Raw genomic sequence first — 20,869 nt, 5'->3', positions numbered from 1 at the left:
GCCCGCGGGCGCTCATCGGGAGGTCCGGTCGTGCTCGGCGAGCCCGGCGAGCATCCGGTTGTAGGCCTCCAGGTCCGCGTCGGCGTCGCGCGAGGACTGCCGGTCGTGCCGGTCGGCGTCGCGGGTGTCGCTGCGGAACCACTGGAACAGCAGCACCACCATCACGATCAGCAGCGGGATCTCGCCGAGCGCCCAGGTGAGCGAGCCGCCGACGTACTGGTCGTGGGCCAGATCGGTGGCGAAGCCGCGGTCGAGCATCGCGTAGTAGTCGCCGGCCACGACGGTGTCCGCGCTCATCAGCGCGATCGCGAAGAACGCGTGGAACGGGGTGACCAGCAGCATCAGGCCGAGCCGGGCCAGGTAGGAGGGCCGGTGCGGCACCGGGGCGTCGCCGACGAGCACCTCGAAGTAGAGGTAGCCCGCGATCAGGAAGTGCAGCTCCATGAAGGCGTGGCCGAGGTGGTTCTGCATCAGCGCCTCGAAGACGCCGGTCATGTAGACGGCGTAGAGGCTGCCCACGAAGATCACCGCGGCGACCAGCGGGTGGGTCAGGAAGCGGGCCGGGCGCGAGCGGAGGACCGAGGAGAGCCACTGGCGCGGGCCGTGGCCCCCGGGGACGTCGGCGCCGGGCAGGGCGCGCAGCGCCAGGGTGACCGGAGCGCCGACGACCAGGAAGATCGGGGCGACCATCGAGAGCACCATGTGGGCGGCCATGTGGGCGCTGAACATGACCTCGGAGTAGACCGCCAGGCCGCCGAGGGTCGTGTACGCGACGAGCAGCAGGCCCACGAACCACGACACGGTCCGGCCGGCGTGCCAGCGCCCGCCCCGGCGGCGCACGGCGACGATGCCGGCGATGTACCCGGCGGTGCCGAGCAGCACGACCGCGAGCCCGATGCCCGAGGGCGTGAAGGACAGCAGCAGGTTGCCCACGCTCGGCGGGTCCGGCAGCGGGCCGCCGAGCAGGCTCTCGGCGCCGGTGCGGAACGGCTCGCCGACCGGGGGAGGGGTGCGGCCCAGGGCGACGCCGAGGCCGGCGGCCACGGACATCAGCACGAGCTCGAGGCCGACCAGCGGGGCGAGGTCGCGGACCCCGCTCGCCGACGGCTCGCGCTCCACGAGCGTGCGCCGGGCCCGCAGCGCCACCACGCACAGCAGCGCGAGGGCGGCGGTCTTGGCCAGCACGCCCGCGCCGTACGCCGTGGTGAAGAGGTCCACGGGGGAGTCCAGGCGCACCAGGGCGCTCACGACGCCGGAGGCCAGCGTGAGCCCCAGGCAGCAGGCGGCGAGCCCGGAGAAGCGGCGCGCGGCGCGCGAGCGCGCCTCGGAGGGCTCGCGCAGGAACCAGGCGAGGGCGACCAGGCCGCCGGCCCAGACGGTGACCGGCCCGACGTGCAGGGCCAGCGCGATCACGGCGGTGTCGTGGCTGCCGGAGGAGGCGGAGTGCCCGGTCAGGACGCCCGGCAGGTTGGCGAGGACGGCGAGCACCAGCAGGAACGCCGACTCGCGGACCGCGAGCACCCAGCGGCAGGCGACGGCGAGCACCAGCGCCGCCGCGGCCTGCACGAGCAGCACCCGGCCCTGGTCGGACTGGAGGGCGAAGTCCCACACCGTGCCCGGGCGGACGTTGCGCAGCGGCACCGCGAACAGGTCGGAGTAGGTGAGCACGATCTCGGTCAGGCAGACCACCAGCCATGCGGCCGCCAGCCAGCGCACCGAGGCGACGGCGCGGAACGCGCGGCCGCTCAGCTCGCTGCGTGGCCCGGCCGCGGTGAGCACCGGGACCAGCAGCGCGCCGACGACGGCGACGCCGAGGCCGATCGAGACGTAGCCGAGGACCGGCACCCCCCAGCCGCTGAGCGCGCCGGGGTCCGGCAGGCCGGCGGGCGGGGCCTCGGGGGCACCGCCGCCCAGGAGCAGGAACGCGACGAGCGCGAGGAGCCCGCCGCCGACGGCGAGCAGCGCCATCCGCACCCGCGGGCTCATGCCGAGCCCTCGCGGCGCCCGCGCAGCACCAGCGCGCCGGCGAGCGCCAGCACCGCGACGATCCCGGCGACGAGAAGGGCGACCGTGGTCGCGTCCCAGCCGTCGTCGTCCGCGGCGGCCTCGGACTGCGCGTCGGAGGCGTCCGCTTCGGTCGAGCCCGCCGAGCCCGTCGCGGGCTGGCCGCTCGCCTCCGTGGCGGTGGCGACCTCGAAGGTCTGCTCGCCGCTGACCGGGTGCCCGTCGGCGGAGACCACCCGGTAGGCCAGCGTGTAGCTGCCGGCCGGCAGCGCCAGGCCCTGGGCGTCGAGGTCCTGGGTGACGCGGGTGCCGTCCACCACGGCGTCGCCGCTGTTGACCCGGACGCCGTCCGGCGCGGTGACCACGACGTACGCCGGGTCCGCGATCGGCTCGTTGAACTCCAGGGCGACCTCGTCGGGCAGCGTCTCGACCCGGTCGCCGTCGCCGGGGTCGGAGGAGACGAGCGCCGCGTGCGCCCACGCGGGGGCGGTCGGGGCGAGCAGGGTGCCGGGGACCAGCGCGACCAGCAGCGCCGCGAGGGCGGCGAGGCGGGCGCGGGGGCGCGGCGAGGTGGCGCGGGCGTTCACAGCAGGGTGCTCCAGTAGTCCCAGAAACGGATCAGGATGAGGACGAGTACGACGAGGTACCACAGGGCGACCAGCAGGAGGCGCGCCTCCCAGGTGGTGCGGACCAGGCGGCTGCGGCTGCCGCGGGCGGCGGCGAGCACCGACCACAGCGCGATCGGCACGGTCACCGCCCAGACCACCAGGCACCACGGGCACAGCGCGTCGATGCGGTAGAGGCTCTGGAAGGCGAGCCAGTGCACGAAGAGCGCCCCCGCCGCCGAGCCGGCGACCAGGCCGCCGAGCACCCAGGCGGGCACGCGCGCACCGGCGGCCAGGACGACCCCGAGGGTGATCACGACGCTGAACCCGATCAGGCCCAGCAGCGGGTTGGGGAAGCCGAGCACGGAGGCCTGCTCGCTGGTCATCACCGAGCCGCACGACAGCACCGGGTTGAGGTCGCAGGAGGGGACGTACGCGGGGTCCTCCAGCAGCCGGATGCGGTCGACGGTGAGCGCCAGCGAGGCGAGCAGACCGACCGCGGCCAGGACCGCGAGGGTGACGCCGGTGCCGCGCAGGGAGCGCTCCGCGCGCGCGGGCGAGATCCCGGGCGCGCGCGCCTCGGCGACCCCGGCGTCGTCCCTGGTCTCCATGGTGGCTCCAGTGTGGCAACCGCGCGGTCGCCGGGCCAACCGGTGCGGCGCCGCCGGCGTGCGGAGGAGGTGCAGGTCACCCTGGGGTGACGTCGTCCGGGGACCTCCCCGGACCCTCAGTGCTCGACCAGGCCGTGCGCCACGCCCCAGAGCACCGCCTGGGAGCGGCGCTCGACGCCGATCTTGCGGTACGCCGAGCGGATGTGGGTCTTGACGGTGTTGACGCTGAGGAACGACTGGTCGGCGATCTCCTGGTTGCTCATCCCGCGCGAGATGCACGCGATGATCTCGGCCTCCCGCGGCGAGAGACCCTCCGGGTGACCGGGCCAGGTGCTGCGCTCGGCGGCCGGCACCCGGTGGTGGGTGGTCGTGGGCTCGAGGACGGTGCGGCCCTCGTGGACCGCGACGACCGCGTGCACCAGCTCCGCGGCCGAGCAGCTCTTGTGCAGGTAGCCGGCCGCGCCCTGCGCCATCGCGATCTCGGCCGGGTAGGTGCGCCAGCTGAAGACCAGCACCGGCGCCCGGTGCTCGTGCACGAGCGTGGCGAGGGTCGGGTCGTGGCCGGGCATCCGCCCGAAGGTGTCGTAGAGGATCACGCCGGGGGAGCGGTCCAGCTGCGCGCTCGTGGTCAGCTCCATCACCTCGACCTCGGCGTACGGCTCCAGCATCGCCTGGAGCCCGCGCACGATCACTTCGTAGTCGTTCGCGATGGCGAGCTGGACCGGGTCGGGGTCCGGGCGCGTCGCCATCGCCGAGGTCGCCGAGGTCATGGACGTGGCGGTACCCGATCCGGGCCGGGGCCAACGCCCCTCGCCGTGAGTTGGGGGCCGATTCGTGGGCGACCGGGGGTCGGATGGGATGCTGTCGCGTCGCCTCGCGCCCACGGCAGCGGCGAGCGTGACGGGCCAGACGTGCCCCTGACAGACCCCGACAGACCCTGACAGAACCCGATGGACCCCGATGGAGTGGCGATGAGCGAGGTGGCCGGCGAGCTGGCGCGCGTGCGCAGCGCGTTCGAGCAGCCCACGCTGACCCTTCTCCACCAGCGGCAGGCGCCGGTGGTGATCACGGTGTTCCGCGCCGCCTTCGGGCGCGACAACCGCCCGGTGTCGACCGGGCGGCTGCACGCCCAGGTCGAGGAGCACCTCACCGAGCTGCGCCTGGCCGGCGAGCGCGACCTGCCCCAGGGCACCGGGCGCGACCTGTGCCAGCGCTGGATGAAGGGGCAGTGGCTGGTCCGCTCCCTCGACGAGCTCGGCAACGAGGTCTACACGCTCACCTCGCACGCGCAGCAGGCGCTGGAGCAGGTCAAGGCGCTGTCACGCGACCGCGCCACGCTCAGCGAGCACCGGATCGGGACCCTGCTCTCGACCGTGCGCCGCTTCAACAGCGAGGCGAACCCCGACCCCGGTGCCCGGGTCGGCATCCTCAACGCCGAGATCGCGCGCCTGCAGTCCGAGCGCGACCGGCTCCTCGAGGGCGGCGCCGTCGAGGCCGCCGACGAGGACTACATGGCCCAGGGCTTCACCGAGCTCCAGCTGCTCGTCTCGGCCCTGCCCAGCGACTTCGCGCGCGTCGAGGAGCGCTTCGCCGAGATCCGCGCCGAGATCCTCGCGGCGTTCCGGGCCGAGCAGCGCCCGGCCGGCGAGGTGGTCGACGAGTACCTCGCCCGCGCCGACACGCTGATGACCGCCACCCCCGAGGGCCGCGCGTTCGAGGGCGCGTTCGCGCTGCTGCGCGACGACGAGCTCGTGGCCCAGCTGCGCGACGACCTGTCGGCGCTCCTGGAACACCCGCTGTCCGGCGCGATCCTGGCCGACGTGGACCGCGCCGAGCTGCGCGGCACGGTGCGGCTGATCCGCGAGGGCCTGGACCGGGTGCTGGCCCAGCGGGCCCGGGTCACCGCGACGCTCAAGGAGTACATCGTCGCCCACGACGCGGCTCGCGACCGCGAGCTGGAGCAGACGCTGCGCCAGGTCGAGTCCGAGCTGATGACCTGGATGGACAACACCGGCCCGCGCACGGTGCTGGAGATGGCGCTGCTGCCCGACCGGGTCGGCGTCGAGCACCTGCGAGAGCGCTTCTACGACCCCGCCGACCACGTCCGCCCCGCCCGGCTGCCCGCCGCGCCGCAGGAGCCGTCGACGCCCCCGACGTACGAGGAGCTGCGCGCGCAGGGCGGCCCGTCGGTCTCCGAGCTGCGGACGCGGTTCGTGACCGCGCTGTCCGCGCCGGTCGGCGCCGACGGCCGGCGGGCCGCGTCGCTGGGCGCGTTCTTCGACGCCCTGGAGCCCGAGCTGCGCCGCCCCGTCGAGATCTTCGGCCTGCTCCACCTCGCCGCCGAGCGCGAGCTGGCCGTCGCCGGCGAGCCCGAGACCTACCGGGCGGTGCGCCCCGACGGCACCGAGCGTGCCTTCGCGGTGCCCCGCGTCGAGCTGAGCGACCCCGACCCCGACCCCGACCCCGACCGATCCCGCACGGAGGACCCCCGATGAGCACCACCGCCGACCCGGCCGCGCCGGAGGAGTACGACGGGGAGCCGATCGGGTCCGCTGAGCCTGCTCGGCCCGCCGACGAGATCGACCCGCCCGAGCTGCTGGCCTCCGTGTCGCTGTTCGAGGGCGACGAGGGCACCCTGGCCCAGCCCGAGCGGCAGGCGCTGGTCGCGCTGCTCAAGCAGCGCTTCATCAGCGCCCGCACGCATCCCCGCGACTGGCGGGTGCTGGTGGAGAACGAGCAGCTGCTGCGCTCGCGCCTCAACGACCTGTTCCTCGAGCTCCAGGTGGACCGGCTCCGCGAGGTCGCCTGGAAGCGCCAGGCGTTCTCCGAGACCGGCCAGCGCTTCCCGACCCTGCTGCACGACACCGCGTGGAGCCGCGAGGAGACGATCGTGCTGGTCCACCTGCGCGACCGGTTCCGGGCCGCGACGGCGGCGGGGGAGGACCGGGTCTTCGTCGACCGCGAGGACCTCGTCGAGCACGTCTCCGGGTTCCGCCCGGTCCACAGCACCGACCTGTCGGGCGATGAGAAGCGGGCGCGCAACGCGGTCGCCAGCGTGCAGAAGGCGGGCCTGCTGATGGGCTCGCCGACCGACGACCGCTTCGAGATCAGCGAGGCCGTCGAGTCGCTGCTGCCCCTCGAGGTGCTCCAGGAGCTGCTGGAGACGCTGCGCCGCGCCAACGAGGAGCCGCCCGAGCCTGCCGACGACGTGCTGTTCGGCGACGACCGCTCCGACCGTGAGGAGGCTCAGGCATGAGCACCACCCAGCAGCCCGGGCCCGGGACCCAGTCCTCGGGCGAGCCCGAGCCCACCGTCCCCGCCGCGGTGCTCCCCGACCGACTCCAGGACGACCCGGCCAAGGTCGAGACCGAGGTCGGCAGCGTCGGGCTCTTCGACGAGGACGCCGTCCTCCTGCCCTCCGACGACACGCTGCAGTGGCGTGCCGAGGTCCTGCAGATGGTCAACTGGGGCGGCTTCTCCGGCCGGGTCGCGATCGACCTGCACGCCGACGCCACGATGATCTCGGGCGCCTCCGGTGTCGGCAAGAGCACGCTGCTCGACGCCTACACCGCGCTGATGATGCCCTCCGACACCCGCTTCAACGGCGCCTCGAACGACGCCGTCACCGGGCGGGCGCGCGGCGCCGGGCAGCGCAACCTGCTGTCCTACCTGCGCGGTGCGGTCGACGTGGTCGACGACCCGCGCACCGGGCGCCCGGTCGAGCGGCTGCTGCGCGGGCGCGACGGCGACTCGTGGGGCGCGGTCGCGATGACGTTCGTCAACGACGAGGAGCGCCGCTTCACCGCGCTGCGCACCTACTACGTGCCGCGCCGCGCGACCCGCTCCGGGGAGGTCCAGATGCAGCTGGTCACCCTCGACGCCGCGATCGACCTCGCCACGCTCGAGGCGGCGGTCCCGGACCGTTTCCACGCCAACACGCTCAAGAAGCTCAGCCCGGGGCTGCGGGTGCACCGCACCTACGCGGAGTTCTCCGCCGTGCTGCACGCACGCCTCGGCATCGGCGCGAACGGCGACGGCGCCAAGGCGCTCGGCCTGCTGGCCCGCATCCAGGCCGGCAACCAGGTCCGCAGCGTCGATGAGCTCTACAAGGAGATGGTCCTCGAGCGCCCCGCGACGTTCGGGGCCGCCGACCGTGCCGTGGAGCACTTCGACGCCCTGGAGTCGGCGTACTCGGCGATGCGCACCGAGGAGGAGAAGCAGGACCTCCTCGCCCCGATCACCGAGCTGCACGCCCGCAAGGTCGCGGCCCGCGACCGCGCCGCCGAGCTCGACGCGTACGGCGTGACCGCGACCGGCGACACCCCGGTGCGGTTCTGGCTGCTGCGCACCCACGCGCGGCTGCTCGCCGCCGGCGTCGAGGCCAACCGCCTGGGCCGCCTCGCGGTGCGCGACGAGCTGCGCGCCGCCGATCGCCGGGTGGCCGCGCTCGGCGCCGACCTGGACGCCGCCCGTGACGAGCACCGCGACGCCGGCGGCGCCAGCGTTGCGCGCCTGGACGGCGAGATCGAGCGCGAGCGGCTGCTGCGCGAGGAGCGCCACGTGCGCCGTCAGACGCTGCTCGAGCGGCTCGCGCCGCTGGCCGTGCTGGACGACGACGGCGGCGAGCGGGTCGACCCGACCGCCGCCCTGGCCAGCCGCGAGGCGTTCGCCGCGCTGGCCGACCACGCCGAGCAGTGGCTGGCCGGGCAGTCCGACGCCGGCGACCGGCTGGTCGCCCAGCGCGACGGGCTGCTCGCCGAGCGCTACCCGCTGCTGGCCCGGCGCACCGACCTCCAGGGCGAGCGCGCCTCGCTGGAGGGGCGCTCGGGCCGGGTGCCGGAGCACCTGCACGCGATGCGCCGCGAGGTGGCCCGCGCCAGCGGGCTGTCGGTCAGTGAGCTGCCGTTCGTGGCCGAGCTCCTCGACGTCGCGCCGGAGGAGTCGCGCTGGCGCCTGGCGATCGAGACCGTCCTCGGGGCCACCGCCCGCACGATGCTGGTGCCGCTGCCGCGCCTGGAGGCCTTCTCCGCGGCCATCGACTCGCTGCGCCTGCGCGGCCGGCTCACCTTCGAGGGCGCGCAGCTCGACCTCGAGGGTCCGGACCTGCTCGACCCCGACCACGTCGCCGGCAAGCTGGTCTTCGCCGACTCGCCGTTCAGCGGCTGGGTGCAGCGCCACGTCGCGGAGCCCGCGCGCAACGCCCGCTGCGTGGAGAGCGCCGACGAGCTCGGTGGCGGCGGTTACCGCGTCACCCTCGCCGGCCAGACCCGCTCCGGGCGCCGCGGCTCGCACGGTCGCGGCGACCAGCGCAGCATCATCGGCTTCAGCAACGCCGAGGCGCTCGCCGAGATCGACGCCGACATCGCCGCCCTCGAGGCCGAGCTCGCCGCCGTCGACGAGCGGATCGCCCGGGTCGAGGCCGCGACGCGGGTGCAGGACCGTCGCCGCGCGGCGTACGACGCCCTGGCCAGCCAGTCCTACGACGACCTGGACGTCGCCGCGTGCGACGCCCGGATCGCCGACCTCGAGCGCCGCCGCGAGCAGATCCTCACCGCCGACGACCGGCTCGGCACCACCGAGCAGCAGATGGGCGAGCTGGCCGAGCAGCTCGAGGAGGCCCGCCTGGCGCGGTTCCGCCTCGACGAGCGCCGCCACCGCCTCGAGCTCGAGCACGCCGAGCTCGTCGACAGCGAGGACCTCGTCAACGACGAGCTGGAGCGGATCACCCAGGCCGGCCGCGTCGTGTGCACCGAGGAGCAGTCGAGGCGCCTGGACGAGGAGTTCCGCGCCGCGGCCGACCCCGACGACCCCGAGGACCTGGACCGCTTCCACGAGAGCTCCGGGCGCCTCCAGGCCCGGCTCTCCGCCGCGGTCCAGGAGGCCCAGGTCGAGGTCGAGCACGTCGACCGCGAGCTCGCCGCGATCTTCCGCGCCTACCAGCTGCACTGGGCCGACCCCAACCTCGGCACGACGGCGGAGTCCTACCCCGACTTCGCGCGGATCCTCGCCGACATCGAGGCCACCGGGCTGCCGCAGCGCCGCGCGGAGTGGCGCCGTCGCCTCACCGAGTGGAGCGGGCAGGACCTGGTCCCGCTCGCCGGCGCGATGTCGTCCTCGGTCGAGGAGATCGAGGACCGTCTCGAGCCGATCAACGCGATCCTGCGCCGCCTGGAGTTCGGCGCCGAGAAGGACCGCCTGCGGATCCGGCTGCGGCGCCTGGCACCGGCCCACGTGCAGGTGTTCCTGCGCGAGCTGCGCGAGCTCTCGCGCGGCACGGTGCGCGACCTCGACGAGGCCGCGCTCGAGGAGCGCTTCACCCGGCTGCGCCGCTTCATGGGCCAGCTGCGCGGCCCCGCCCAGGGCGCCGACCCCGAGCGCGCGGCGGAGCGCGAGCGGCTGCTCGACGTACGCCGCCACGTGGAGGTCAGCGCCGAGCGCTACGACCGGCTCAGCGGCGAGCTGAAGTCGACGTACCGCACGCTGGGGGAGAAGTCCGGCGGCGAGAGCCAGGAGCTGGTCGCCTTCATCGTCGGCTCCGCGCTGCGCTTCCGCCTCGGCGACGAGATGCGGTCGCGGCCGCGGTTCGCGCCGGTCTTCCTCGACGAGGGCTTCGTCAAGGCCGACTCGGAGTTCGCCGGCCGTGCGGTGCGCGCGTGGAAGGGACTGGGCTTCCAGCTCGTCATCGCGGTGCCGCTGGACAAGGTCACCGGCCTCGAGCCGCACATGGACGCGCTGCTGGTCATCACCAAGCACACCGAGACCCAGCTGTCCTCGGTGTTCCGGGTGAGCGACGCCCAGGAGACGTCCGCCTGAGACGTCCGTCCGAGCTGTCCGCCGGCCCCGGCGTGGGGGCGGCGGACGGGCCGGCGACGGGCCTGAGGACGCAAATGTGCCGCGGGCGCCGGGTTCGGCGTACCGTGGAGGTCCAGACAAGTCTCCCGCGCGTCCTCGGGGGGCCGGCGGCAGGAGCACTCGGGTGAAGTCGGAGCACGCGCGTCCCTTGGCGGCGTTCGCGGCCGTCACGGTCGCCACCGCCGTCGTGCTCGCGGTACCCCGACACGCGGAGCAGCACTCGGACACCCTCGCGGCGACGTCGGCGCGGGAGGCCTCGGCCTCCGCGCAGGCACGTGCCGGGCAGGCCGTCGACGGCGGCACCTCGCGTCCCGGCTCCGGGAGCGACGCCGCGGCTGCACCCGGGCTCGGCCCGGACGGTCTGCCGATCGGCTCCGGCTCGAGCCTCGGGCTGCTCTTCGGCGGTGTCCCGGACGCCGCCCTCGCCGTCGCCGCCCGGCTCGCCACGGCGCTGCAGGACGCGGTCGACGCGGTGGACACGACGGACGTCGTGGACACGGGCGGCGGTCCCGCGGACGGCCCGGACGGCGGCAGCGACACCACCGGTCCCGGGGACGACGCCGGCAGCACCGGCGCCACGACGCCGCCGACCCAGGCGCCGGACCCGACCGCGACCTCCGTCCCGACCCCGAGCGACCCGCCGAGCACCCCTCCGCCCTCGGACCACCCCGGGGACCAGATCCCGCCGTCGCCCACCGGGTCCGCCGACCCGCACGGCTCCTCCGACGACACCTCGGGCACCGTCCCCTCCGAGACGACGCCGTCCGCGGACACCCCCCACGGCGGGACGTTCCCGACCGAGCCGACGCTCCCGCCGTCCGGCTGACCCCGCGCGCCCCCGTGCGCGATCGCGTCCGGTGCGTCACGCTGGGAGGATGAGCCGACGTCCCGTCTCGCGCGTCACCGACGCGCAGGAGCCGCAGAGCGCGCGCCAACGGCGCCGCCAGCGGTGGTACTTCGCGCTGATGGGGACCTGCGTGCTGCTGATCGTCGTGGCCTGGAACCTGGTCCGCTTCGTCTCGGTGCCCGCGGCCGTCGTCATGTCCGCGGTGGCCGCCGTGATCCCACCGGTCGCCGCCCTGATCGCGAACTGGGGCGAGGGGAGATGACCCGGATGGCGGAACCCGTCCCCGCTCCGCGTCCCCGGGCCGCAGGATAGGGCCATCGTGAACAGACCCGGACCCGAGGAGCCCCCCGCGCAGGGGTCCCCCGAGCGACCCGACGCCCCGACGGGGCTCGACGACCTCCTGGTCGAGGTGGACCGGCACCCGCCGCGACCCGCGGCCGGGCCGCTGGCCCGCTCCGCCGGCGTCGTGGTCGCCTGCCTCACCCTGGTCACCTGCCTGGCGCTGCTGCCCTTCACGCTGGTGCTGGGCGGCACGGCCCAGACCGCGATCCGGGCCTGGGACGGCATCGGCGCCGAGCTGCCGCCGATCCAGGCCAAGCAGCGCACGGTGCTGCTGGACGGTGAGGGGCGCCAGTGGGGCCAGCTGTTCACCGAGAACCGGGTCGCCACCCGGCTGGCCGACATCAGCCCGCACATGGTCGCGGCGCTGCTCGCCACCGAGGACAGCCGGTTCTACGAGCACGGCGCGGTCGACCTGCGCGGCATCGCCCGCGCCCTGGTCAACAACGTGGTCGGCTCGGACCTGCAGGGCGCCTCGACACTGTCGCAGCAGCTGGTGGAGAACCTGCGGATCCTCAACGCCACCACCGACGACGAGCGCCGCGTCGCCAAGGCCTCGACCCTCGGCGGCAAGATCGCCGAGCTCAAGCTCGCCGGCGAGCTGGAGCGCCGCTACTCCAAGGATGAGATCCTCGAGGCCTACCTCAACGTCGTCTACCTCGGCAACGGCGCGTACGGCGTGGAGGCGGCGGCCCGGCGCTACTTCTCCGTCCCGGCCGCCGACCTGAGCGTGAAGCAGGCCGCCACCCTGGTCGCGATGCTGAAGTCGCCCTCGGCGTACGACCCGCTCGCCCACCCGCGGCGCTCGCGGGAGCGCCGCGACGTGGTGATGGCCCGGATGGTCGCCGAGGGGTTCCTCGAGCGTGACCGCTTCGAGCAGCTGCGCCGCCACCCCACCCCGCTGCGCGAGTCGCGACCCCGTTCGGGGTGCGCGGCCTCGGAGTTCCCCTTCTACTGCGCGATGCTGATCGAGCACGTGCTGCGTTCCCCGGAGTTCGGCGCGACCCGCGAGGAGCGCCAGAACCGCCTCAACGCGGGCGGCCTGGTGATCCGCACGGCGCTGGACCCCGAGGCGATGCGGGCGGCGCAGGCCGCGGTCGACGACGGCTTCGGGCGCAGCAACCGGGTCGGCTCCGCGGTCGCGGTGATGGAGCCGGGCACCGGGCGGGTGGTGGCGATCGCGCAGAACCGCACCTTCGGCAGCCCCGAGGACGACGAGGACCTCTCGCGCACCCAGGTCGTCTACGCCACCAGCGAGTTCCAGACCGGGTCCACCTTCAAGCCGATCACCCTGGCCGCGGCGCTCGAGGCGGGGATGAGCGTGCGCACCCCCTACGACACCCCCAACGGCCTGCAGGTCGACGGGCTCGACGCCCCCGAGGGCGGCTACAAGAACGACGACCGTCGCGGGCACGGCGTGCTGGACGCCTACGGCGCGATGCGCGGCTCGGTGAACACCTACTTCGTGCAGATGGTCGCCGACGCGGGCGTGCGCGAGACCGCCGCGGTGGCCCGGCGTCTCGGCCTGACCTCGATCCCCGACGACCTCAGCGGGCGCGAGGGGTCGATCACCCTCGGGGCGTTCGAGAGCTCCCCGCTCCAGCTCGCCACGGCGTACGCGACCCTGGCGGCCCGGGGGATGCGCTGCGACCCGGTGCTGATCCTCTCCGCGCGTGATGTCACCACGGACGAGTCCGTGGCGGTGCCCGACGGCGACTGCCACCAGGCGATCAGCCCGGCGGTGGCGGTGCAGGTCTCCGACGTGCTCCGCGCCCCCTTCGACTCCGGAGGCACCGCGCAGTCGGTGCGCCTGGCCGGTGGGCGGCCCGCGGGCGGCAAGACCGGCACCACCGACGACGCGGCGGCCGTCTGGTTCGCCGGCTACACCCCGCAGTACGCCGCCGCGGTCTGGGTGGGCGACCCGCGCGGGGGCCAGGCGCACCCGCTGACCGGCGTCTACGCCCACGGCTACTACCACTCGGTGCTCTACGGCGGCACCGGCGCGGGACCGGTCTGGCGGCGCACCATGGACGCGGTCCACGAGGGGCTGCCGGTCGAGGACTTCCCGCCGATCCAGGGCGCCGGGGCGGTGCTGGTCAACACCGCCGTGCCCTCGGTGGTCGGCATGGGCGTGGACCAGGCGGTCACCCTGCTGGCCGCGTCCGGCTTCGAGGTCCGGGTGCGCGAGCGGCCCAGCGACTCCGCCGACGGGGACCCCGACCACGTCGCGGAGCAGGAGCCCGCGGCCGGGACAGCCGTGGGGCGCGGCGCCTCGGTGCGCCTCACCCTGACCGCCGGGTCCGAGACCTCCCTGGACCTCCGCTCCTTGCCCGCGGGCGGAAGCGAGCGCCGGCGCGGCCCGGGCGGTGGTCGATGAGCTTCGACCGGGGCAACCCCTTCCACGTGCTACCGGCCGCCGCCGCGGCGGTCGCGGTGCTGTGCACGCTCGGCCTGCTGCTGCTCGGGCTGCCGGTGCTCGGCCTCGGCGGCGGGGACGACGACGGCGAGGAGGTCGCTCGGGAGGTCCCGGTCGCCTACGCCCGCGTGGTCGAGGAGAGCCCGCTGCCCGCGTGGCGCGCGCTCACCCGCACCTTCGCGGGCCTGCCGGAGGACTGGGACCGGCAGGGCGAGCTGCTCACCGCCGCCAGCGTGCCGCACCCCCTCTCGTGCGTCGAGCTCGCCCCGGCGGTGGCGATGTCGCAGACGTTCCTGGTCGAGGAGAGCAACGTGCAGGCCACCGTGGCGGCCTGGCCCGCGGGCGTCGGCGCCGCGGCGCTGGCCCGGATGGTCGAGGACGGCCCCGGTTGCGCGCCCTCGGCGCTCTCGGTGCAGGTTGTCTCGCAGGTGCCGCTGGGGGTGGAGGGCCACGCCTTCGCGGTCTCCGGCACCGACGCGGCGTACGACGTGCTGGCCTGGCGACGCGGCGACGTGGTCGCCTTCGTGGCCGGCACCGAGAGGGAGGCGCTCGACGCGTCCGCCTCGGCCCTCGACGAGGTGCTGGCCCGCGAGCTGGCCGGGCGCTGCGCCGAGCAGGGCTCCGAGCCGGCCGGCGCGTTGCGCAACCAGGTCCACGCCGGCGCCGACTTCACCGGTCGCACCCGCGGTGAGCCGGTCCGCACCACGCCCGTCGACTGGCCCGAGCTGCCCGCCGACCTGCGCGCCAGCGGCGTCGAGGCGATCCAGGTGCCCGGGCCCGCCTCCTCCGTGCTGCCGGTCGTGCTGCCCGCTCAGCCGGGCCACCCGGTCTGGCCGCCGCTGCCCGAGCCGGTGGCGTTCCCCGAGCTGCCGCCGGACGTCGAGCCGCAGCGCACCGAGGCGATGGCCCGGCAGCGGATCCCCGACCCCACCGGCCCCGGGTGCGGGTGGGACTTCGCCGCCACGATGGAGCCGGAGTACGTCGAGCAGGAGGTCCGGGCGGTGAACACCGACGCGCTGCGGCGTACCCGCGCCGCCCTGGTCGAGGACGGCGCGCGCTGGCAGCGCGAGGTCCTCGACTACTGGGTCGACTACGCGGCGTACGTCGACGCGGTCGCGGCGTACCGCTCCTACGCCGACGAGGTGGCCCGGGTGTCGCTGGCCTGGGACGAGATCGCCGCGGACTGGGCCGACTACGAGCGAGCGATGGAGGAGTGGCGGGCCGCCGAGCAGGCGCGCACCGACCTCGTCGAGGCGCAGACGCGCGCGCGGGAGCGCTACGCCGAGGAGGCCGAGCGCTGCCAGGAGTGGTTGGAGGAGGACCCGATCAGCCCCGAGTACGTCCTGTACTGCCCCCCGACGTACCCCGCGGTGCTGGACGAGGAGGTTCCGCCCTCGCAGCCGGAGCCGGAGCCGCCGGCCGACCCCCGCCCGGCCGGCCAGCGCTGACCGACCGGGACGGTTCGTCGGGAGCGAGAGGCTAGGGCTCCTCGTCGAAGACCATCGGCTCCGGGACGCCGGCGGTGATGCGCGTGCCGTCGGCGCGGATGCCGCCGGTCTGCGGGCGGTTACCGAGCAGGCCGGGGACCCGCGGGCCCTGGTGATCGAGCGGGACGCGCACGGGCTCCTTGGCGCTCACCGTGTAGTAGTCCCCGCGCACGTTGACCGACACCTCGGGCTTGTCCCCGGGCTCCAGCATCGTGAAGGTGATGGCGTCCTGGGTGAGCTCGACGAGCAGCCGGGTGCCGTGCCAGCGGATCCGGAACCGCATCGCGGGCCAGTCGCGGGGCAGGCGCGGGTCGAAGCGCAGCCGCCGGCGGCGGTCGCCCATCCCGGCGAAGCCGAACACGAGCGCGCTCCACACGCCGCCGGCCGAGGCGATGTGCATGCCGTCGACGGTGTTGTGGTGCAGGTTGCCCAGGTCGACGTACAGCGCCTGGCGGAAGTAGTCCATCGCGACGTCCTCGTAGCCCACCTCGGCCGCGATGATCGCCTGGACCACGGCCGACAGGGTGGAGTCGCCGGTGGTGATCGGGTCGTAGTACTCGAAGTTGGCGCGTTTCTGCTCCGGGGTGAACCGGTCGCCCTGGAGGAACATCGCCAGCACCACGTCGGCCTGCTTGAGCACCTGGAAGCGGTAGATCACCAGCGGGTGGTAGTGCAGCAGCAGCGGACGCAGCTCGTCGGGGGTGCGGGAGAGGTCCCACACCTCGCGGTCGAGGAAGAAGTCGTCCTGCGGGTGGATGCCGAGGCCCTCGTCGAAGGGGATCGACATGCCGTCCGCGCAGCGACGCCACTCCGCGACCTCGTCGTCCTTGACGCCGAGGCGGTGCACGAGGCGCTCGTAGTCCTCGGGGCGGCGCTCGCGGATCGCCTCCACCACGCGGGCGGCGGCGTCGAGGTTGAAGCGCGCCATCACGTTGGTGAACAGGTTGTTGTTGACCACCGTCGTGTACTCGTCGGGGCCGGTGACGCCGTGGATGTGGAACGTCGGGTCGCCGCCGTTGGTGCGCCAGAAGCCCAGCTCGGTCCACATCCGGGCGGTCTCGACGAGCAGGTCCATGCCGTCACGGACGAGGAACCCGATGTCGTCGGTCGCGGTGACGTACTGGAGCAGGGCGTAGGCGATGTCGGCGTTGATGTGCATCTGGGCGCTGCCGGCCGCGTAGTACGCCGAGGCCTCCTCGCCGTTGATGGTGCGCCAGGGGAAGAGCGCGCCGCTCTGCGCCATCTCCCGGGCCCGGGCGCGCGCCGCGGGGAGCATCCGGGTGCGGAAGTGCATGAGGTTCCGCGCGAGGTGCGGCTGGGTGTAGGTGAGGAACGGGGCGACGTAGATCTCGGAGTCCCAGAAGTAGTGGCCCTCGTAGCCCGATCCGGTCACCCCCTTGGCCGGGACGCCCTGGCGGTCGGCGCGCGCCGAGGCCTGGGCCAGGGTGAGCAGGTTGAAGCGGATCGCCTGCTGGGTGGCGTCGTCGGTGGCGACCTCGACGTCGGCGGCCTCCCAGAACTGGTCGTACCAGCGCTGCTGCTCGGCGAGGTGCTCGGCCACGGTGTGCCCGCCGGCGCGGTCGAGGGTGCGCTCGCAGCGCTCGCTGAGCTCGCGGACCGGCACGCCGCGGGAGGTGTGGTAGGTCACCAGCTTCTCCAGGCGCACCGTGCTGCCCTGGCGCGCCTCGATCCGGATCACCATCTTGGCGAGGTCGTCGTCGGCGCGCACGATCACCTCGTGCTCGTCCGGGGTCTCCAGGCGGTGGTCGGCGGCGACGGCGATGGTCATGCCGGAGCGGGCGCACTGGTAGCCCAGCAGCATCCGCCGCTCGTCGGCGTGCGCGGCGCGCGGCAGCAGCACCCGCTGGTCGAAGCCGCCGGCCTTGCGCGGGTCGGTGGCCTCGCCCATCGAGGCGGCCGGGACGTGGTACTCGTCCTCGCCGTCCTGGCGGTTCTGCAGCTGCGAGGAGATCACCAGCGGGGCGTCGCCGTCGAGCATGGTGACCTCGAAGGTGAGCACGGCGAGGTGGCGCTGGCTCATGGACACCATGCGGGTGGACTCCACCTGCACGCGCTTGCCCGAGGGGGTGCGCCAGATCAGGCTGCGGCGCAGGACGCCGTCGCGGAAGTCGAGGCTGCGCTCGTAGTGCTCGAGGTCGGCGGTGCCGAGGATCAGCGGCTCGTCGTCGACGTAGAGCTTCATCAGCTTGGCGTCAGGGGCGTTGACGATCGTCTGGCCGGTGCGCGCGAAGCCGAAGGCGGACTCGGCGTGCCGGATCGGCCAGGTCTCGTGGAAGCCGTTGATGAAGGTGCCGTGGGCGTAGGCGTCGCGGCCCTCCTCGGGGTTGCCGCGCATGCCGAGGTAGCCGTTGCCGACGCTGAAGAGGGTCTCGGTGGTGCCGAGGTCGTCGGCGCGGTGCTGGGTCTCGACCAGGCGCCACGGGTCCGCGGGGAAGCGGCCGCGGTCCATCGGGTTCTTGGACTGCTCGCGCGGGTTCATCGGGCGTCCTCCCGCGTGACGAGGTCGGCGAGGTCGGGCACGACCAGGTCGGCGCCCGCAGCGGTGAGCGTCTCGGAGCCGGCGCCCCGGTCGACGCCGATCACCAGGCCGAACCCGCCGGCCGCGCCGGCGCGGACGCCGGAGACGGCGTCCTCGAGCACGACGCAGGCGTCCACGGGGGCGCCAAGGACCTCGGCGGCGTGGACGAAGGTGTCGGGGGCCGGCTTGCCGGGCAGCCCGAGCTCGGCCGCGACCGAGCCGTCGACGACGGTGCGGAAGCGGTCGGTGAGCCCTGCCGCGGCGAGCACCGCCGGGGCGTTGGCGGAGGAGGAGACCACCGCGAGAGGCACGTCCAGGTCGCGGAGCTGGTCCAGCAGCGCCACCGAGCCGGGGAAGGCGGTCACGCCGTCGCGCTGCAGGACGGCGTTGAGCGCGTCGTTCTTGCGGTTGCCCAGACCGCGCACGGTCAGCTCGGTTCCCGGGTCCTCGCTGGTGCCCTCGGGCAGGGTGATCCCACGGGAGGTCAGGAAGTCGCGGACGCCGTCGTAGCGGGGCTTGCCGTCCACGTGCGCGAAGTAGTCGGCCTCGGTGTACGCCGACAGGTCCGCGGACGCGGCGTCCGGCAGCGCCGGGGCGTCGTTGGTCAGGAAGGCGTTGAACATCTCGCTCCAGGCACGCATGTGAACCTCGGCGGTCGGCGTCACCACCCCGTCGAGGTCGAACAGCACGGCACGCCAAGAGGTCCAGTCGACTCGATCCACATCTCCGAGGCTAGAGGCTCCCGCCCCACGACCGGGCCTCCTGCGTCGTGAGTCCCGTCGCACTTTCGCCCTGCCTCCCGTGTCGATCCTGGGGGTCGGGGGTCTACGCGTCGGGCGGGTGCGCGCTGAGGAGGCGGGTGGCGCCGCCGTCCTTGACCAGGTGGAGGCCGTGTGGGGATCGCCAGAGATAGGTCGCCGCATCGGTCCGGTCGTACGTCCAACCCGTATGCGTCTTGGCCCGGTGATGTCGCCGGCAGAGCGGCGCCAGGTTGCAGCTGCATGTCGGGCCTCCGTCGCCGTGGGCGACGACGTGGTCGGTGTCGCAGCGGCGGGCCGGGCGTTCGCACCACGGGAAGGCGCACGTCGGCTGGGCCAGACGGGTCTGCTCGACCAGCCGGTCGGGGACGGCGTAGGCGTCGGTGTGGTGGTGGGCGTCGAGGTCGATGACGGGCTTGATGACGACCTGGGCGTCGCCGGTGCACCAGTCGCGGACCTGGTCGGTGGACACGATGGAGCGGGTCTCCTCGACTCGCGCGATGCCCGCCTCGTCGCGGCTGATGGCGGCGTGGGAGAGATGGACGTGGATGACGACCTGGCGGGGCTTCACCATCGCAGTGGTCCCGTCGCCCGCGTCGCCCATCAGGTCGAGGGTGAGCTGGCGGCGGGCGAGCTCGCCGGCGGCCCGGGAGCGGCGGACGTCCAGCGACTCGGTCGAGCCCAGTGCGGCGAGCTCCTGGGCGCCCTGGCGGATCGCGGCGTCGAGGTCGAGTGCGTCCGCGAGGTCGAGGGTGCCCTCGACCTGGACCGTCCCGTCGAAGTCGGCGGCCTCGGTGTGGACGTCGAACCGGCGCCCGTCAGTTGCCTGACGGCGCTGCTTCTCGGCGCCCTCGGGGTCGAAGAGCGCCTTCGCGTGATCCACGAGGCGTCCGATGGCCGCGAAGCCGATCTTGCCCACGACGGGGGAGAGGTGGCGGTCGACGTGGTCGGCTCCGGCCAGGGGAAGCGTGGTGGTCAGCTGGGCGACTCGGCGGGCCTTCCAGGCGGGCACCTCGCCGGCCTGCACGAGGGCCCACGTCCGCTTGAGGCGGTGGGCCAGCTCGAGGGCGTCCCCGATCAGCGACTTCGCGGAGTCGGTCGAGAGACCGAGTGCGGCGCCGAGCTCCATCGGCGCGAACTCCGCGACCAGCGGGGTGCCCTCGCCCGCGAGCGGGACGGCCAGCTCCCCGAACATCAGCCCGGCGGTCGGGGTCGGAGACACCGACCGCCGGGGTGCATCGCCGCCCACACCAGGGCGGCCCCCAGCACGTCGACCTCCGCGGCCTGGGCTGCGGCCCGGCGGCGCCGCGCGAACGCCAGCACGGCGGCCGGGGTGTCGCAGTCGGGGAGATCCGGGGAGGCCATGCCTCAGTCTACTCGAACACATGTTCGAGCTCAATGGTCTTTCCCCAAGGCACCCGCCCACCTCACGGCGTCCGCCACCTCGGCGACGGCCGACCCCGGGAAGCCGACCCACGAGCCCGACGTCGCACGTATGTCTGAGACATCACACCCCACGCCTCGCGGGTCTCGACAGGCTCGACCCACGGCGCACGGCTCGCCTCGCGGCGAGCTATCCGGCCAACGGCGCCCCGCTCTGCCGACGGCCGACTAGACCGGTGGGCCTCAGCGTGCCGGGCGCCTCCGCTTGGCCACCTCGTCCTGGACCCGGGAGGTCGCGCTGCGCAGGCGTGCCTGGTTCTGGGGCTTGCGCGCCTCGTCGTAGACCTTCTTGGCCAGCGCGAGGCTGGCTGCCTTCTTCCACAGTCCCATGGGGGAGCAGTACCCATCGGCGGCGACGTTTCGCGCCGGTCCGGCAGTGGGATGGTGACGTCCGTCGCGCCGGACCGCAACCGCGGCCGCCGGGGGAGCGACGACGAGGAGGAGTGAACGTGAAGCGAATCGGCATCCTGGCGGCGACCGCGGTCCTGGGCACGAGCCTGCTGAGCGGGTGCGGGGGCGGCGACGACTACTGCGACACCCTGAGCGACGCCCGCGGGGAGTTCTCGGCGGTCGGGTCGGGCGACATCGACTCCTTCGATGACTTCCGCGACGTCACCAGCGACCTGGCCGACTCGGCCCCCGACGAGGTCGCCGACGACTGGGAGACGATCGAGAAGGCCTTCAACGACCTCGAGTCCGCGATGGACGACGCCGGCGTGAACATGGAGGACCTCGACCAGATGTCGGAGTCCGGCGAGCTGCCCGAGGGCGTCAGCCAGGAGGACCTCATGGCGCTCGGCGAGGAGCTCCAGAGCGTCGGTGACGGGATCAACGAGTCCGGCGACGCCATCACCGAGCACGCCAAGGAGAGCTGCGACATCGACCTCAACGACCCCGACGCGTAGCCGGGACGTCGGTCGGGCCGCTCGGGCGGCGCGGCCGGCCGCGGCGCCGTACACTGATCCCTC

Annotated in this window: 17 protein-coding genes; 8 read left to right on the top strand and 9 right to left on the bottom strand. The window is 74.3% G+C overall.

Going from position 1 to position 20,869, the window contains the following annotated elements; translation table 11 throughout:
- Nucleotides 1-12: 12 nt before the first annotated feature.
- The 4 genes from HOQ23_RS06810 to HOQ23_RS06795 form a co-directional block, all read right to left on the bottom strand.
- Nucleotides 13-1,986, bottom strand: coding sequence for a cytochrome c oxidase assembly protein (locus HOQ23_RS06810; RefSeq protein ID WP_172213077.1), 1,974 nt, complete (start codon nt 1,984-1,986; stop codon nt 13-15).
- A complete protein-coding gene (locus tag HOQ23_RS06805; protein ID WP_172213075.1) occupies nt 1,983-2,591 on the bottom strand; it encodes a copper resistance CopC family protein in 609 nt (202 codons plus the stop codon). The genes HOQ23_RS06810 and HOQ23_RS06805 overlap by 4 nt, the downstream gene beginning before the upstream one ends.
- The gene (locus HOQ23_RS06800) at nt 2,588-3,220 is read right to left on the bottom strand and encodes a vitamin K epoxide reductase family protein (protein WP_172213073.1); all 633 of its coding nucleotides are present in this window, start codon (nt 3,218-3,220) and stop codon (nt 2,588-2,590) included. The genes HOQ23_RS06805 and HOQ23_RS06800 overlap by 4 nt, the downstream gene beginning before the upstream one ends.
- Before the next feature lie 116 nt (nt 3,221-3,336).
- Nucleotides 3,337-3,990, bottom strand: a complete 654-nt coding sequence (locus tag HOQ23_RS06795) for a response regulator transcription factor (protein ID WP_172213071.1) — start codon at nt 3,988-3,990, stop codon at nt 3,337-3,339.
- Nucleotides 3,991-4,191: 201 nt separating this feature from the next.
- Between HOQ23_RS06795 and HOQ23_RS06790 the strand changes: the two genes are divergently transcribed.
- The 7 genes from HOQ23_RS06790 (at nt 4,192) to HOQ23_RS06760 (ending at nt 15,122) form a co-directional block, all read left to right on the top strand.
- On the top strand, nt 4,192-5,715 hold the full coding sequence (locus tag HOQ23_RS06790; RefSeq protein ID WP_172213069.1) for a DUF3375 domain-containing protein: 1,524 nt from the start codon (nt 4,192-4,194) through the stop codon (nt 5,713-5,715).
- Nucleotides 5,712-6,476, top strand: a complete 765-nt coding sequence (locus HOQ23_RS06785) for a DUF4194 domain-containing protein (RefSeq protein ID WP_172213067.1) — start codon at nt 5,712-5,714, stop codon at nt 6,474-6,476. The genes HOQ23_RS06790 and HOQ23_RS06785 overlap by 4 nt, the downstream gene beginning before the upstream one ends.
- Nucleotides 6,473-10,033, top strand: coding sequence for an ATP-binding protein (locus HOQ23_RS06780; protein WP_172213065.1), 3,561 nt, complete (start codon nt 6,473-6,475; stop codon nt 10,031-10,033). The genes HOQ23_RS06785 and HOQ23_RS06780 overlap by 4 nt, the downstream gene beginning before the upstream one ends.
- Nucleotides 10,034-10,196: 163 nt before the next feature.
- Entirely contained in the window at nt 10,197-10,898 is a 702-nt protein-coding gene (locus HOQ23_RS06775; RefSeq protein WP_172213063.1) for a hypothetical protein, read from the top strand.
- Nucleotides 10,899-10,947: 49 nt separating this feature from the next.
- Nucleotides 10,948-11,181 (top strand): DUF3099 domain-containing protein, encoded by a 234-nt coding sequence (locus tag HOQ23_RS06770; protein ID WP_172213061.1) that lies wholly within the window; start codon nt 10,948-10,950, stop codon nt 11,179-11,181.
- Nucleotides 11,182-11,238: 57 nt separating this feature from the next.
- Nucleotides 11,239-13,635, top strand: a complete 2,397-nt coding sequence (locus tag HOQ23_RS06765; protein ID WP_172213059.1) for a transglycosylase domain-containing protein — start codon at nt 11,239-11,241, stop codon at nt 13,633-13,635.
- Entirely contained in the window at nt 13,632-15,122 is a 1,491-nt protein-coding gene (locus tag HOQ23_RS06760; protein ID WP_172213057.1) for a hypothetical protein, read from the top strand. Before HOQ23_RS06765 ends, HOQ23_RS06760 begins: the two co-directional genes overlap by 4 nt.
- Nucleotides 15,123-15,153: 31 nt before the next feature.
- Here HOQ23_RS06760 and HOQ23_RS06755 read toward each other — a convergent pair whose 3' ends face one another.
- From HOQ23_RS06755 to HOQ23_RS06735, 5 genes are all read right to left on the bottom strand, one after another.
- Complete coding sequence (locus HOQ23_RS06755) at nt 15,154-17,661, bottom strand: glycoside hydrolase family 65 protein (RefSeq protein WP_172213055.1); 2,508 nt, start codon at nt 17,659-17,661, stop codon at nt 15,154-15,156.
- Nucleotides 17,658-18,422, bottom strand: a complete 765-nt coding sequence (locus HOQ23_RS06750; RefSeq protein WP_367650408.1) for an HAD family hydrolase — start codon at nt 18,420-18,422, stop codon at nt 17,658-17,660. The genes HOQ23_RS06755 and HOQ23_RS06750 overlap by 4 nt, the downstream gene beginning before the upstream one ends.
- A 103-nt stretch (nt 18,423-18,525) precedes the next feature.
- Nucleotides 18,526-19,680: an HNH endonuclease signature motif containing protein gene (locus HOQ23_RS06745; protein ID WP_172213051.1), complete on the bottom strand. Its 1,155-nt coding sequence runs from the start codon at nt 19,678-19,680 to the stop codon at nt 18,526-18,528.
- On the bottom strand, nt 19,653-19,823 hold the full coding sequence (locus HOQ23_RS06740; protein ID WP_172213049.1) for a hypothetical protein: 171 nt from the start codon (nt 19,821-19,823) through the stop codon (nt 19,653-19,655). The genes HOQ23_RS06745 and HOQ23_RS06740 overlap by 28 nt, the downstream gene beginning before the upstream one ends.
- A gap of 261 nt (nt 19,824-20,084) precedes the next feature.
- Complete coding sequence (locus tag HOQ23_RS06735; protein WP_172213048.1) at nt 20,085-20,231, bottom strand: hypothetical protein; 147 nt, start codon at nt 20,229-20,231, stop codon at nt 20,085-20,087.
- A gap of 119 nt (nt 20,232-20,350) precedes the next feature.
- Between HOQ23_RS06735 and HOQ23_RS06730 the strand changes: the two genes are divergently transcribed.
- Nucleotides 20,351-20,806, top strand: coding sequence for a hypothetical protein (locus tag HOQ23_RS06730; RefSeq protein WP_172213047.1), 456 nt, complete (start codon nt 20,351-20,353; stop codon nt 20,804-20,806).
- Nucleotides 20,807-20,869: the final 63 nt, after the last annotated feature.

Origin of the sequence: Nocardioides sp. zg-DK7169, from assembly GCF_013155365.1 — a bacterium.
Lineage (GTDB): Bacteria > Actinomycetota > Actinomycetes > Propionibacteriales > Nocardioidaceae > Nocardioides.
The sequence above is the reverse complement of the archived record's forward strand: the minus strand, read 5'-3'. Positions and strand labels throughout refer to the sequence as shown.